This window comes from Microbacterium salsuginis (assembly GCF_012524205.1).
GTDB classification, from domain to species: domain Bacteria; phylum Actinomycetota; class Actinomycetes; order Actinomycetales; family Microbacteriaceae; genus Microbacterium; species Microbacterium salsuginis.
This window is the reverse complement of the sequence record NZ_JABACI010000001.1, coordinates 915,217-929,114: the sequence shown is the minus strand read 5'-3', so window position 1 is coordinate 929,114 and position 13,898 is coordinate 915,217. Positions and strand designations below refer to the sequence as shown.

Annotated in this window: 16 protein-coding genes; 10 read left to right on the top strand and 6 right to left on the bottom strand. The window is 71.5% G+C overall.

Annotation, left to right across the window (positions count from 1 at the left end; genetic code table 11):
- Nucleotides 1-51: 51 nt before the first annotated feature.
- Nucleotides 52-339, top strand: a complete 288-nt coding sequence (locus tag HF576_RS04535) for a GNAT family N-acetyltransferase (RefSeq protein WP_205834973.1) — start codon at nt 52-54, stop codon at nt 337-339.
- Here HF576_RS04535 and HF576_RS04530 read toward each other — a convergent pair.
- Nucleotides 336-1,463, bottom strand: coding sequence for a serine hydrolase domain-containing protein (locus HF576_RS04530; RefSeq protein ID WP_343234163.1), 1,128 nt, complete (start codon nt 1,461-1,463; stop codon nt 336-338). The two genes, HF576_RS04535 and HF576_RS04530, sit on opposite strands and share 4 nt — an antisense overlap.
- A gap of 68 nt (nt 1,464-1,531) precedes the next feature.
- Between HF576_RS04530 and HF576_RS04525 the strand changes: the two genes are divergently transcribed.
- The 5 genes from HF576_RS04525 to HF576_RS04505 all read left to right on the top strand — a co-directional run bounded on the left by HF576_RS04525 (nt 1,532) and on the right by HF576_RS04505 (nt 3,561).
- On the top strand, nt 1,532-1,972 hold the full coding sequence (locus HF576_RS04525; protein ID WP_205834972.1) for a DUF1622 domain-containing protein: 441 nt from the start codon (nt 1,532-1,534) through the stop codon (nt 1,970-1,972).
- Nucleotides 1,973-2,043: 71 nt separating this feature from the next.
- Nucleotides 2,044-2,268: a hypothetical protein gene (locus HF576_RS04520; protein WP_168911544.1), complete on the top strand. Its 225-nt coding sequence runs from the start codon at nt 2,044-2,046 to the stop codon at nt 2,266-2,268.
- The gene (locus tag HF576_RS04515; RefSeq protein ID WP_168911543.1) at nt 2,268-2,849 is read left to right on the top strand and encodes a hypothetical protein; all 582 of its coding nucleotides are present in this window, start codon (nt 2,268-2,270) and stop codon (nt 2,847-2,849) included. Before HF576_RS04520 ends, HF576_RS04515 begins: the two co-directional genes overlap by 1 nt.
- Nucleotides 2,850-2,867: 18 nt before the next feature.
- Nucleotides 2,868-3,149: a GlsB/YeaQ/YmgE family stress response membrane protein gene (locus HF576_RS04510; protein WP_168911542.1), complete on the top strand. Its 282-nt coding sequence runs from the start codon at nt 2,868-2,870 to the stop codon at nt 3,147-3,149.
- A gap of 124 nt (nt 3,150-3,273) precedes the next feature.
- A complete protein-coding gene (locus tag HF576_RS04505) occupies nt 3,274-3,561 on the top strand; it encodes a DUF1905 domain-containing protein (RefSeq protein WP_168911541.1) in 288 nt (95 codons plus the stop codon).
- Here HF576_RS04505 and HF576_RS04500 read toward each other — a convergent pair.
- The gene (locus HF576_RS04500) at nt 3,556-4,209 is read right to left on the bottom strand and encodes a TetR family transcriptional regulator (protein ID WP_168911540.1); all 654 of its coding nucleotides are present in this window, start codon (nt 4,207-4,209) and stop codon (nt 3,556-3,558) included. The two genes, HF576_RS04505 and HF576_RS04500, sit on opposite strands and share 6 nt — an antisense overlap.
- 98 nt (nt 4,210-4,307) lie before the next feature.
- Between HF576_RS04500 and HF576_RS04495 the strand changes: the two genes are divergently transcribed.
- The gene (locus HF576_RS04495; RefSeq protein ID WP_168911539.1) at nt 4,308-5,738 is read left to right on the top strand and encodes a purine-cytosine permease family protein; all 1,431 of its coding nucleotides are present in this window, start codon (nt 4,308-4,310) and stop codon (nt 5,736-5,738) included.
- A complete protein-coding gene (locus HF576_RS04490) occupies nt 5,735-7,345 on the top strand; it encodes an amidohydrolase (protein WP_168911538.1) in 1,611 nt (536 codons plus the stop codon). The genes HF576_RS04495 and HF576_RS04490 overlap by 4 nt, the downstream gene beginning before the upstream one ends.
- A 45-nt stretch (nt 7,346-7,390) precedes the next feature.
- Here the strand turns inward: HF576_RS04490 and HF576_RS04485 are convergent, their stop codons facing one another.
- From HF576_RS04485 to HF576_RS04475, 3 genes are all read right to left on the bottom strand, one after another.
- On the bottom strand, nt 7,391-7,627 hold the full coding sequence (locus HF576_RS04485; RefSeq protein ID WP_168911537.1) for a hypothetical protein: 237 nt from the start codon (nt 7,625-7,627) through the stop codon (nt 7,391-7,393).
- A 102-nt stretch (nt 7,628-7,729) separates the two neighbouring features.
- Nucleotides 7,730-8,461: an alpha/beta fold hydrolase gene (locus HF576_RS04480; protein ID WP_168911536.1), complete on the bottom strand. Its 732-nt coding sequence runs from the start codon at nt 8,459-8,461 to the stop codon at nt 7,730-7,732.
- A 3-nt stretch (nt 8,462-8,464) separates the two neighbouring features.
- Nucleotides 8,465-9,025 carry a hypothetical protein gene (locus HF576_RS04475; RefSeq protein ID WP_168911535.1) on the bottom strand — a complete coding sequence of 187 codons (561 nt, stop codon included), beginning with the start codon at nt 9,023-9,025 and terminating at the stop codon, nt 8,465-8,467.
- Between the two features lie 151 nt (nt 9,026-9,176).
- On the opposite strand from HF576_RS04475, the gene HF576_RS04470 reads away from it, so the two are divergent.
- Together HF576_RS04470 and HF576_RS20560 are read left to right on the top strand one after the other, a co-directional pair.
- Nucleotides 9,177-10,325, top strand: coding sequence for an exonuclease SbcCD subunit D (locus HF576_RS04470; protein ID WP_168911534.1), 1,149 nt, complete (start codon nt 9,177-9,179; stop codon nt 10,323-10,325).
- Nucleotides 10,322-13,321 carry an AAA family ATPase gene (locus HF576_RS20560; RefSeq protein WP_168911533.1) on the top strand — a complete coding sequence of 1,000 codons (3,000 nt, stop codon included), beginning with the start codon at nt 10,322-10,324 and terminating at the stop codon, nt 13,319-13,321. Before HF576_RS04470 ends, HF576_RS20560 begins: the two co-directional genes overlap by 4 nt.
- A gap of 15 nt (nt 13,322-13,336) precedes the next feature.
- Here HF576_RS20560 and HF576_RS04460 read toward each other — a convergent pair whose 3' ends face one another.
- Nucleotides 13,337-13,894 carry a phosphorylase family protein gene (locus HF576_RS04460; RefSeq protein ID WP_168911532.1) on the bottom strand — a complete coding sequence of 186 codons (558 nt, stop codon included), beginning with the start codon at nt 13,892-13,894 and terminating at the stop codon, nt 13,337-13,339.
- Nucleotides 13,895-13,898 lie beyond the last annotated feature (4 nt).

The following is a 13,898-nucleotide window of genomic DNA, read 5'->3' as shown; positions in this document are numbered from 1 at the left end:
CCGCTTCGCCCCGATGGGGGAGGGCGGGCGTAGCCTGTCGGCGTGACTGAGATGCGTTTCACGAAAGAAGCGGATGCCTCGCGCTACACGCTGCATCGCGGTGACGATCTGGTGAGCGTGCTGGACTACCGCGACGACGGCCGGACGGTCGCCATGACGCGGGCGTACACCATCCCGACGTTCCGCGGTCACGGTTATGCGGGGCAGGTGGTGGATCATGCGGTCGCCGAGCTCGAGCGCAGCGGCGACCGCACCGTGATCCCGGTGTGCTGGTACGTCGCGGACTGGTTCGACGAGAATCCCGCTCGGCGCGGCATCCTGGCCGATCGCTCCCGTTAGCCCGGAAGCTGCTGAAGCTCGGCGAGCAGACCGAAGATCTGCTCGTCCATCTCGACCTGCGTCATGACGATGCAGATGGTCCCGTCGGGATCGACGTAGTAGTCCGTTCCGAACCCGCCCGACCACCCGAACCGGCCGCGGTGCGGACCATCCGTGACCACCGAGGCGCCGAAGCCCCAGCCCGTTCCATCCCAGAAGCCGGGGAAGAAGCTGTCCGGCGTCTTGACCTCGGCATCCACCTGGTCGGTGCGCAGCTGTTGGAGCAGCTCAGGGCCGATCAGGCGGCCGTCGAGCAGTGCGCGAAGGAACGCGTGGTAGTCGGCGACGGTCGAGACCAGCTCCGAGTGACTCTCGTCGAAGGGTGCGGGGCCGCTATGGAAACCGCCACCGGCCGGCTCCACCTCGTCCAGGCCCGACCCGCTGCGCCGATATGCCGGCAGCAGCCGGTGGGCCTGATCGGCGGGCACGCGGAATCCGGTGTCGCGCATGCCGGCCGGCTCGAAGACAGACGTCCTCAGCAGCTCCGTTGCCGGAACGCCTGCGATGCGGCCGAGGAGGATGCCGAGGATGCCGAACGACAGGTGGTAGCGCCAGCCGCGACCGGGCTGGTGGGCGAGCGGAAGCGTCGCCAGGGCCTCGAGCCACTCCTGCGCGCCGCGATCCGCGGGCAGGTTCGTCGGCTCCAACCCGGCGGCGGCGATCGCCCGCTGCAACGGGGAGTCGATGGGGATCACCCCGTATCCGGACTGGTTCGTGAGCAGGTCGCGCAGCGTGATCGCCCGGTCGGCCGGTACGGTGTCGTCGAGGCCGGCTGACGGATGCCGCAGCACGCGGCGCTCGGCGAGCTCGGGCAGCCACGGCTCGACGGAATCGTCGAGACCGATCCCGCCCCTCTCGACGAGCTGCAGAGCAGCCACGGCCGTGACCGTCTTGGTCATCGATTGGATGCGGAAGATGGCATCGGCACGCAACGGCATCCCGTCCGGCCCGGCGACGCCGACCACGACGGGGGACACGTCTGCGCCGATGGTCGCGACGGCTCCCGGCATGGTGCCCGCATCGACGTGACGAGCGAGCAGGCGGCGGAGTTCGTCGGTGGCATCAGCAGAGGCAGAAGTCGACACGACACCAGCGTGGCATCTCGCGCGGCATCCCGCTCGTGAGAAAGCGCCCCTATGCTGGCGGCGTGCACATGGAGGACGTCTTCACCGCGATCGCGGTGGGCTTCGAGGCGCTCGGCGCCACCGCGATGATGGCCGGATTCGTCATCGCGCTGGTCCTCGGAGTGCGCTCGCTCGCACGCGGCGAGGGTGGCCGAGCGGCTTTCCAGGTGCTGCGCACGACGCTCGGCTCGGCGATCCTGCTCGGCCTGGAGATCCTCGTCGCCGCCGATCTCATCCGCACCATCACCTCCAAGCCGTCCCTCGAGGACGCGCTGATCCTCGGCCTCATCGTGCTCATCCGCACCATCCTGTCGATCTCCATCCAGATCGAGATCGAGGGCACCTTGCCGTGGCGGCGGGCGCTGCTGCGCAGCGGGGGCCAGATGATCGGCGACGCCGTGGCCCGCGACAAGGCCGCACAGGACGCACGGGCCTCCTCGGGCCCCGCGCGTCCCACTTCCCAGCACTGACGGGCGTTGTCAACCCCATGCCGCGTGTCGCGCAGGTGGGGGAGTCTGGTGGCCGACGAGAGGAGTGCGCCATGGACCGTGACCTGCCCGATGGCGTCATCGACGCCGACCCAGCCGGCGGCTGGGACGAAGTCGGCGACGAAGAGACACGCGAGCGCAACGCCGAAGCGGCCGACGCCGACACGCTGCTGACCGACGCAGCGCTGCAGCCGGACGATCCCGCCGAAGGCGAGGCCGCCCGGCAGGGCGCCGACCCCGACCTGGCTGTCGAGGCCGACCGAGGAGAGGAGCCCTGATGAGCACGACGGGCAACGAGTACGAGCGACCGGGCGTCAACTACCCGGACCGCGAAGACGCCGACGGCGCCACGGGCACTCCGGGACCGGGTGACCCGACCCGCGACGACGCGACGACCGCGACGACTGCCGGGGCGGAGGCCGCCGACGGTACGGCTGAGCCGGGCGTCGCTCAGACCGACGATGCCGCGGGCGTGGCGGGCGGAGACGCCGGGATGCCGGACGAGACCAGTCACACCGCCGTCGGGATCGGCGTCATCGACGGCGCCGATCATCACGGCAACGACGATGGCCGCGACACGCTGACGGCGAGTTCGGCGCAGCACACGCCGGGTGCGCTGGGATCGGAGCAGGAGCAGCGGCTCCCGGCGATGGACCAGAACAACGCGCCCGACATCGACAAGGTGGCCGGGATCGTCGCGCAGACGCGCGCCGATGTCGGAATCGAGCCTGTGGAGCGCATCGCCGAGGTGCTGCGTCAGCGGCTCGATCAGGCAGGCGTGTCACTGCCCGATGCCGATGTCGAAGAGCTCGCACGTCAGGTGTCGACCGGCGACGCCGCGAGCCCGTCCCGTTCCTGACAACCGAGGGGAGAAATCATGTTGTGGACAATCCTGGGCCTGATCATCATCGGCCTGATCGCGGGGCTCATCGCCCGGGCGATCATTCCCGGCAAGCAGAGCATGGGGATCCTGCTGACCATCGTCCTCGGAATCGTCGGCTCGTTCGTCGGCGGATTCCTCGGATTCCTCATCTTCGGGGCCGACCCGAACGGCGGCTTCCTGCAGCCGGCCGGGATCATCGGCTCCATCATCGGCTCGATCATCGTGCTCGGCCTCTACGTGTTCTTCGCACGCCGGCGCGGGGTCACGCGGACCTGACACGAACGGATGCCGCGACGGCGAGCAGAATGAGAAGAGCTGTCGATCGCGGACGAGGTCGTTCGTCATCACTGTGGGCGGCGCATCAGCGCCGCCCACAGTCCGCGTCCTGAAGGGAACCGACATGAACGACACGGCCCAGCCGCTCGACATCCGCTTCACCGCCGTCCTCGGCAAAGTCCGAGAGGGAGACACCTGGACCTGCGTTCAGCTTCCGGGTTCGGCTGAGATCTTCGGCACGCGCGGACTGGTGAAAGTCGCCGGAACCGTGGACGGGTACCCCTTCGAGGGATCGTTCATGGCACTCGGCGACGGCACCCACAAGCTTCCCGTGAGCGGCGCCGTGCGCTCCGCGATCGGCAAGTCCGACGGCGACAGCGTCGACGTCCATGTGACGCGACGCCGGTCATGACGAGTCGGGTGATGCCCGACGGGCGTCGATCGCCCGGCGAAGCGATCCCGGGCTGATGCGCAGCACCCACTCGGCGACATCCGCCACGAAGTGGCGGTACACCGGGCGGGTGTAGTCGCCGGGACTGTTCACGTACGACCCGCTGCCGTCGATCGCGATCAGTATCCGGATGCCGGCGGCCTCGGCATCCGTCTCTCCGAAGTCTCCCGACGCGATGCCGTCGCGGATGAGTGAGACCAGCCGCGCCCGGTCGAGCGCGTCCTGCTTCTCGAGTTCGTCGTTCAATGCCGGCCGGAACCGCGCGAGATGCCGCGCGTTCAGCCACAGGCGCGCGAGCGGCTGCGACGCACCGGTCTCGATGTGGTGGAGAAAGTGCGCCAGCCGGTCGAGCGGGCCGCCGCCCGATGGGAAGAATCTCTCGCGCTCGGCTTCGGCGGCTCGCGCGAAGGCCCTCACGACGAGGTCGTCGGCGGCCGGGAAGTAGTGCGTGATCAGCCCCGGTCGCACGCCGAGTCGCTCGGCGACCGCTCGCAGCGTGATGCGCTCCAGCCCCTCGTCGATGGCGATCGTCGCGGCCGCGGCGAGGATCTCGTCGCGCCGTTCCTCCGGCCGCTTCCGCAGTCGCGTCGAAATCGCCCTTGACGTCATGATCGCCATGCTATTGAATGTGTGACCAATAGTCCATTGGGCGCGTGACCAATAGCGAATGCTGACCCGCAACGATGCGTGGTCCGGAGAGGAACCTCATGTCCCAGACGCAAGCCCTCGACGACGAGTTCGTCGATGCCCCCAGCCGCCCCGAGACGCGAGAAATCGAACTGATCGCGGATTCGGAGCGCCACGGCCGGGCACGCGACCTGTTCTTCATCTGGGCGGCTCCGAACGTCAGCATCCTGAATTTCACGGTCGGTGCCACGCTGATCCTGCTCGGACTGCAGGTGTGGCAGGCCATCGCCGTCATCCTGGCGGCGTCGGTGCTCTGGATCCTGCCGGGTGTCATCGCGGCGAGCGGGCCGGCCGCCGGCACATCCGGGTCGGTCGTGACCCGCGCGATGTACGGCATCCTCGGCAACAAGCTGTTCGTGGCGTTCGTCGGCTGGTTCATCGGCGCGGTGTTCCTGTCGCTGACGTGGCTCGCGTCCTCGTTCATGGGCGCCGACCTCCTCCGCCGGCTCGGCCTCGAGGATCCGGTATGGGTTCCGATCGGCGTCACGCTGGTCATCTCGGCGGTCACGATCCTCGTCGCGATCTTCGGCCACGGGCTCATCCTGCGCATCTATCCCGCGATGGCTGCGGCCCTGTTCGTCATCTTCCTCGTGGTGGCGGCGTTCATCCTGCCGACCGCGGACTGGGGCTACACGGCGCCGGTGGCGCTGAGCGGCGCCGAGACCTGGTCGGCGATGTCCATCGGGTTCACGATCCTCGCATCCACCCCGCTGTCGTTCATCAACAGCCCTGACATCGCGCGCTATCTTCCGCGATCCACGAAGCCGTCGCACATCGCCGCAGCGACCGCCCTCGGTGGCGCGGTGCCGTTCATCGTGTTCACGAGCATCGGCGCGCTGCTGGCCACCGGCATGAGCGCCGCTGCGTTCGATGCCGGCATCGACGTCGCTCTGTTCGACCTGCTGCCGACCTGGCTCGGCCCGGTGCTCGTCGTCGGCGTGATCCTCAACACGATCGCCCTCAACGCCATGACGGCCTACACGTCCAGCATGGCGCTGCAGGCGATCGGCTTCCGGTTGCGCCGCATCCCGGCCGCCATCATCGTCGGCGTCGTCGGGACCGCGCTGACCATCTATCTCGTGCTGTCGTCGAGCCTCATCGAGGCCGCCAACCTCATGCTGCAGTTCCTCGTGATCGTGTCGGGACCGGCCATGGCCATCTTCGTCGTCGATGTCGCGCTGCGGCGCTACGCGTACGACGGCGTCGACCTGTTCGACGCCCGCCCGGGCGGTCGCTACTGGTACACGGCCGGGTGGAGCATCCCGGGACTGGCCGCGCTGTTCGCGGGAGGCATCACGACGGCGCTGTGCCTGGCGACCGCGGTGTGGGCGGGCCCCATCGCCCAGGCCACCGGATTCATCGATCTCTCCGTCCCGCTCGGGATGCTCGTCGCCGGAGGGGCGTACGCGATCCTGGTGCGGACGCCGCTCGCGAAGGAAGGACGCCCATGACCACGCTCTACCGCAACGGCCGCATCTTCACGGCCGACCCCCGCCCCGAGAACACGTGGGCAGATGCCTTCGTGGTCGACGACGACACGATCGTGTTCGCCGGCTCCGCGTCCGACGCGCCCGCGACGGGCGACACCGTCGACCTGCAGGGACGACTCGTCCTGCCCGGATTCACCGACGCCCACACCCATCTGCTCGGCATGGGAACCGCGCTCGGGCAGCTTCACCTCACCGATGCCCGCAGCCTCGACGAGATCCAGGCGAGGCTCCGCGATGCCCGTGCCGATGCCCCCGACGTGCCGGCGCTCTGGGGACGCGGCTGGCTGTTCGACTCGGTTCCGGATGGCAGACCCACCGCCGAGATGCTCGACGCTGCTGTGTCGGATGTTCCCGTCTTCCTCGACGCCAACGACTACCACTCGTGCTGGGTCAACAGCGCGGCGCTCGCCGAGCTCGGCATCACCCGCGACACCCCGGATCCACTGGGCGGATCGATCGGCCGCACCGCGGACGGCGAACCCGACGGGATGCTGTACGAGACCGCCGCCACGCAGTTCGCGTGGGCGCACCGCGATGCCACGATGACGGATGCCGATCGGGATGTGGCCGTGGAGCGCGTGCTCCACGCCTACCCGGCCGCGGGTGTCACCGGAGTGGTCGACATGGCGTTCGACGACCTCGCGCTCCAGGCCTTCCAGCGCGCGCTGTCTCGCCGTGACGGCGAGCTGCCGATCCGCGTGGCGGCGCACTGGTTCGTCGCGAACACCGGGGACCCGGCCGAGAACCTCCGTCAGGTCGCGCGTGCCGCTGAGCTGGCCGTGAGCCCGGAGGCGCCGTGGCTGCGGATCGTCGGGATCAAGCTGGTGCTGGACGGCGTCATCGACGCGTGCACGGCCGCGATGCGGCATCCGTATGCCGACGGTTCGAACGCCGAGCCGATCTGGCCGCTCGAACAGCTGGCGCCCGTGGTGGCGGCCGCCGACGCCGCCGGCCTCCAGGTGGCGCTGCACGCGATCGGCGACTACGCCAGCGAGATCGCCCTCGACGCGATCGAGCAGGCGGCGGCCGCCAACGGCGACCGGCCGCGGCGGCACCGCATCGAGCATCTCGAGTACGCGGCGCCGGGCACGGCCGAGCGGATGGCGCGACTCGGGGTGACGGCATCCATGCAGCCGGTTCACTCCGATCCCGCCATCTTCGCCAACTGGGCCGCGATGCTCGGAGACGACCGCGTCGACCGCGCCTTCGCGTGGCCCGAATACGAGGACGCCGGGACGCTGCTCGCATTCTCGACCGACGCCCCGACGGCACCGCATGAAGCGCTCGCCAACATGTACGTCGCGACCACGAGAGCGTCGGCGTTGGACCGCGCGGTGCCGCCGACGCACCCGCAGTACGCGCTTCCGCTGGACCGCGCGATCGGGCACGCGACGCGTGACGCGGCGGCCTCGGTGGGGGACGGCGACTGGCGCGGTCGGATCGCGGCGGGATGCGCGGCCGACTTCGTGGTGCTCGACGCGGATCCCTTCGCGACCGGCGCGGATGCTCTGCTGACCGCAAGGGTCGAGCAGACCGTGGTGGCGGGGCGCCGGCGTCACCCGGACTGATCGCGGCCGAGGCCGCTTCGGGGCGTGGGGCCCGGGCCCCGTGCGTCAGGCGGTCGCGCAGACGGTCGTGCAGGCCTCGGCGCCGCGGTGGGCGCCGATCGGCCGTGGCCACGCGGCGCGCTTGGCGCGGGGTGCAGCGGTGACCGGCGACGGCACGACGGGTGCCGCCGCGGCTTCGGCGGCGCGATGCTCGCGGATCGAGGCGAGCAGGGCGTTGTCGCGATCACGGGTCCAGACGTCGTGACGGTACTGGTGTTCGGCGGCGGTGACGAGCGAGAGCATGATTCCTCCGTGGTTTCCGACAGTGGAAACCTACGCGGGGGGTCCGACATTGCCGGCCGGCGCGGGGTTGGCAGGAATCGGATGCTGGACGGCAGGTGGCCGTCACCCGTCGTGGACGAACCGGAGGATCTCACGGGCCGAGGCCGCGGCATCCCGGATCATCGTCTCGTGGCCGTGCCCCGGCACCTCGACCAGCCGGCCGTCGGGCAGCGCCGCCACGACGTCGCCGCACCATTCCGGGGGCGCCACGACGTCGTCCTCTCCGCGCAGCACGAGGGCCGGTGCGGTCACCCGGGGGAAGGTGCGTTCAGGCCGATGGACGAGCATCGCGCGGAACTTCGCTCGCAGGCGCGGCCCCGCGCGCACGTATTCGCGCGCGCCGACGGCGATCACCCGGGGACTCTCGACGGCGATGTCGCGCAGCAGGCGCCACAGCTGCCGCGGCGCCGTCCGGGCGGAAGGATCCACCGTCGGCCCGATCAGCACGACGCGGTCGGCCACCTCGGGGTGGCGCGCGGCGATCTCGGCCACCACCTGCGCGCCCATGGAGTGCCCGATCAGCACCGCCGGCCGGCCGACGCGACGCCGGAGGAACTGGGCCACGAGGTCGGCATTGCGCTCCATGGTGAGCACGCGCGGCGGCTCGGGCGCCTCGCCGTAGCCGGGAAGGTCGACCGCGATCACCTCGCCGTCGTCGAGGTGATCGGCGAGTTCGGCGAACACGCTCCGGCCCATCCCGATGCCGTGCACGAGCACGAACACGGGATCTCCGGCGCCGCGCCGCTCCGCGATCAGCGTCGCGCCGGCGTGCTCGAAGGCCTCGACGACCGCCACGGATCAGGCCACGCCGGGCTGGTCGTGCAGACCGACGCGATCGGGGATGTCGAACTGCACGCGGGGGAGCCACGTCTGCGGGTCGGGCCACGGGCGAGAGGCCGGCAGCGCGCGCAGCCGCGCCCGCAGTGCGGACCCGGATGCCTCGACCGGCAGCACGCGCGACGGCGCGTGGTGGGCGAGGGCTCCGAGCCACCAGTGCCGCCACGTGCCCTCGATCGCCTCGGGACCGGCCACGACGTAGTAGTCGGGCATCACGGCCTCGCCCGAGGAGAACAACGACAGGAGTGCCTCGACCTCGGCCTCGAGTGAGCCGAGCGTCGCGCGCTCCTCGTACAGCTCGACCCATGCCGCCGCCACATGCTCCAGCGGGTCGGCGTCGTGAACGACATAGGGGAGCGACACCGACGCCACCAGGTGCGCGGCGACGGCCGGCTCGGCCTCGCGCAGCGACAGTGCGACCAGTGCAGGGACGTCGGCCAGGCCCGTGAGCAGGTCGTCGCTGTCGGCGCCGACGAGCGCCACGACCGTGGAGCGAGGGGCGGAATCTGCGTTGTGCGCCATATTCCACGATACGTCGGGGAGTGCGCCGCGGGCCCGACACCCCGCCGGTCACGGGGCATCCGTCCGGGGCACGCCCCATCGCCCGGGTCGGTTCGCGCACGCCGCGGCCTGCCTCGCCTTGGATGTCGCAGGGCGAACGTACGGTGTCTGCATGCGGATCCTGCACACCTCGGACTGGCACATCGGGAGGTCCTTCCACGGGCACTCCACGCTCGATGCGCTCCGCGGCGTGCTCGAGACGCTCGTGGCGCAGGTGCGCGAGCACGCGGTCGACGTCGTGCTCGTCGCGGGCGACGTGTTCGACTCGGCGACACCCGCCGCGGGCGCGTACACGCTGCTGTCGGATGTGCTCCGCGGACTCGCGGACGCCGGAGCGACCGTCGTCGTCACCAGCGGCAACCACGACTCCGCCGCACGCCTGGGCTTCCAGTCCTCGCTCCTGCGCGCCGGCGTGCACGTGATCACCGATCCCGCGGCAGTCGGAACGCCCGTGGTCGTCGAGGACGAGCACGGCCCGGTCAGCATCTACGGCATCCCCTACCTCGAGCCGGTTCTGCTGCGCGCGCAATGGCCGGGAGTGCGGTCGCAGGCTGACGTGCTCGCCCATGCGATGGGCCTGGTGCGCTCCGACCTCGCCGAGCGCGGCGGACGTGCCGTCGCGATGGCGCACTGCTTCGCCGCGGGTGTCGAGCCGACGCCGCAGCTGGAGCGCGACATCCAGCAGGGCGGTCTCGACATCGTGCCGCTGTCGGTCTTCGACGGCGTCGACTACATGGCCCTCGGACACATCCACGGTCAGCAGCAGCTGAGCCCGCGGGTGCGTTACTCGGGCGCGCCGCTGCACTACAGCTTCGGCGAACGCTTCAAGCCGCGCGGTTCATGGCTGATCGACCTGGACGCGGACGGTATGCACGACGCGCAGTGGCTCGACCTCCCCGTGCCGCGGACGCTGACCACACTCACCGGGCCGCTCGAGGAGCTCCTGACCGACGAGCGCCATGCCGCGCACGAGTCGGACTGGATCAACGTGGAGTACACCGACCCGCTGCCGCAGCGAGACCCGATGCGCCGCCTGCTGGCACGCTTCCCCTACTGCGCGGCCGTGGCGCACACGCCGGTCGCGGCCCGCACCGACGACGCGCGCACCTACGTCGAACGCGTGCGGGCGACGCGCAACGAGGCGGAGCTGGTCGACGCGTTCCTCGCCCACGTGCGCGAGGGCGACGGTGCGAGCGAACGCGAAGCCCGCCTCATCGCCGAGGTCGTCGAGCAGCGTGCACACGCAGAGGTGACCGCGTGAAGCTCCACCACCTGGAGCTCACCGGCTTCGGGCCGTTCCGCGAGCGCCAGGTCGTCGACTTCGACGCGTTCGATCGCGACGGGATCTTCCTCATCGCCGGTCGTACCGGCGCGGGCAAGTCCAGCATCCTGGACGGCGTGTGCTTCGCGCTGTACGGAACGGTGCCGCGCTATGACTCCGGCGAGAAGCGGCTGCGCAGCGATCACTGCGAGCCCGAAGATCCCACCGAGGTGCGGCTGGAGTTCACGGTCGGCGAGCGGCGATGGCGCATCACCCGCGCCCCCGAGTACCAGCGTCCCGCGCGACGGGGCGGCGGGCTGACGACGGAGCCGACCCGGGCTGAGCTGGAGGAGCTCGTCGGTGGCACGTGGATCGGCCGCGCCGCGAAGCCGCGCGAGGTCGGCCTGCTGCTCGACGAGGTGCTCGGCCTCAACGCCCAGCAGTTCCAGCAGGTCATCCTGCTGGCGCAGAACAAGTTCTCGCGGTTCCTGCTCGCATCGGGCTCGGAGCGACAGGGACTGTTGCGCGCCCTGTTCGGCAGCCGCCGCTACGAGGAGTACGCCCGGGAACTGGGCGAGCGCAGCAAGGCGGCGCAGCGCGAGCTCGACGCCCGCGCGGAACGGGCGCGCACGCTGCTGGACCAGGCCGAGCGGCTCATCGCGGCGAACGATCTCGGCGGCGCCGAGGCGGCCGGCGATCTGACGGCACGTCGCGCCGCCGTGGTGCTCGGGACAGAGCGCGCCGCATACCGGCTCGAGACGCTCGCGCACGCGCGCGAACAGGCCGACATGGCGCGGGCGGCAGCGGATGCCGACCATCGCGCGGTCGTCACCGTGGCCAAGGCGCAGTCCGAACTGCGCCAGGCCCGCGAACGGCTCGCGGCCCTCGAAGCCGCCTCGCCGCGCATCGCCGACGACCGCGCCGAGCTCGACCGCGCCCGTGCCGCCGAGGCCCTGCGTGCCACGCTCGACGCCGTCCGTCGCACGGCCGCCGCCGCCGCCGCGGCCGCGACAGCCGCCGCCGCGGCCGAGCAGACATGGGATGCCGCCGCTGTCGCCGCAGGGATCGACCGTGCCGACGACCTCGACGCGGTCATCGAACGCCTCACCGGCGAACTCGCGAAGTGGGCGGCCGCCGCCGCCCAGGAGGCAGAACTCGCCGCGGGCGAGGAAGAGCTGCGCGCCGGCGCCGCGCGCGTGACCGCCATGGAGGCCGACCTCGCGGCGATGGACGCTCAGCGCGCGCTCGTGCCGGGCGAGCTGGAGCGACTCGACCGCGAGCTGGCCGCTGCCCGCCAGGATGCGACACAGCTCGACCCCGCGCGTACGCGACGCGACGAGCTGACAGGACGCTTGGACGCAGCCCGCGAGGCGGAGAGGCTGGCACGTGAGCTCCGCATCGCCGAGGTCGCGCACCGCGACGCCGCTGCCGGGTCTGCCGCCGCGGGCTCCGCCGTGGCGAGCCTGCTGCAGCGTCGCCTCGACGGCTACGCGGGTGAGCTCGCCGCGACGCTCGTGGACGGCGAGGCGTGCGCGGTCTGCGGCTCGACCGCCCACCCGCATCCGGCTCCGGTGTCGGACGATCCCGTCACCGACGACGATCTGGCCGCCGCCGAGGCCGAACGCGAGACCGCTGCGGCTCGCGAGCGCAGCGCGTCCGACGTGGCGCGTGCCGCACGCGAACGCCACGCCGCTGCCGCAGCGCGGGCCGCGGGCGAGGCGCCGGCAGTGCTCCAGGAGCAGCTGGAGGCAGCCATCGCCCTCGTGGCCGCGGCCGAGAGCGCGGCCGCTCGGTGCATCGCCCTGGAGGCGGAGCGTGCGGCCCTGGTGGCGCTCGACGCCGAAGCCGAGACCGCACGGGCTTCCCTCGCGGACGAGCTGACGCAGGCCCGCACGCACCTGGCCGCCCTGTCGGCGAGCGTGGACGCCGTCCGGGCCGTCGTCGCGGAGGCTCGCGGCGAATACGCCTCCGTCGCCGAGCGGGTCGCCGCCGTCACCGGTGTCCGCGACGCGGCGCGCGCGTTCAGTCGCGCGCGGGCGACCGCAGGCCAGGCCGAGACCGTCCACGCAGACGCCCGCGCCGACGCCGAAGCGCTGGTTGCGGCATCCGTCTTCGCCGACGCCGACGATGCCGCCGCGGCGATGCGCGAACCTGCTGCGGTCACCGCCCTCTCGACCCGGGTCGCGGAGCACGACGCGCAACTCACCGCGACCCGCAGCCGCCTGCTCGAGCTCGAACTCGAGCTCGCGGGCACGCCCGACCGGCCGGTCGACCTCGCGGCTTCGCAGGCCGCGCTGGATGCGACCGACGTGGCCCGCACGGCCGCGCTGGCGGCCGAGAGCGAGGCGCGCAGCCTCGGCGCCGCACTCCGCGACCTCGTGCAGCAGCTCGACGAGGCGTACGCCGGTGTCGCCGAGCGAGCCGCGGATGCTGCCGCGATCACTCGTCTGGCCGACACCGTGGCCGGCCGGGCACCCAACTCGATGAAGATGGACCTCGAGACGTTCGTGCTCGCCGCCGAGCTCGAAGACATCGTGGCGGCCGCCAACCTGCGGCTGGGCGACATGTCGTCGGGACGCTACCGGCTGCAGCACAGCGACGCCCGCGCGGCGCGCGGAGCGGCGTCAGGCCTCGGGCTCGAGATCGTCGACGCGTTCACCGGCCAGGCGCGTCCCGCGCAGTCGCTCTCGGGAGGCGAGACGTTCCTCGCCTCCCTCGCCCTCGCGCTGGGCCTCGCCGAGGTCGTGACCGCGCGCGCCGGCGGTGTGCGGCTGGACACGCTCTTCATCGACGAGGGATTCGGATCGCTCGACGAAGAGACGCTCGAGCTCGCGATGCGCACGCTCGACGAGCTGCGTCAGGGCGGGCGCACGGTCGGGGTCATCAGCCACGTCGCGGCGATGAAGGAGCAGCTGCCGGCGCAGCTGATCGTCCAGGCGAGCCCGCACGGTCCGAGTGCGATCGTCCAGGACAGCGCGCTGGCCGACGTGGTCTGACGCCGGCGTCTCTGGTCACACGCCGTAGTCGGCGCGGACCCGGTTCCACAGCTGGTGGCTGCAGGCCGTCACCGCGGCATGCCAGTCGGTGATCGCGCCGTCCTGTGCCCGATCCGACACCGCCTTGAGCACGCGGATCGGGACGCCGAAGCGCTGTGCGACCCAGACGTACGCGTACGTCTCCATGTCGATCAATCCCGCACCGAGCGGCCGGATCAGCGCCACCGCCTCGGCGTCGTCCACGAAGTGGTCGCCCGTCGCGATGGTCACGCCTTCGCGGCCCAGCTCGAGGAGCGCCGGCAGCGACACGTGCTGGCCGACGATGCCGTCGATGTCGGTCACGTCGTGCTGCAGCGTCGCATCCACCTCGTACACCGCGGCGTCCAGGCGAGGGTCGATCGCGCCGGCCGTGCCCACCACGACCACCTCGTCGTACGATCCCGCGTCGAGTGCCCGCGTCAAGGCGTAGGTCGCCTGCAGCTTGCCCGGTCCCGTCACGAGCCGGTCGAATCCGGGAAGCTCCCGGGGGAAGGCGGCGAGCTCGGATTCCAGCGCGGCGACGAGAAGTCTCATGCCT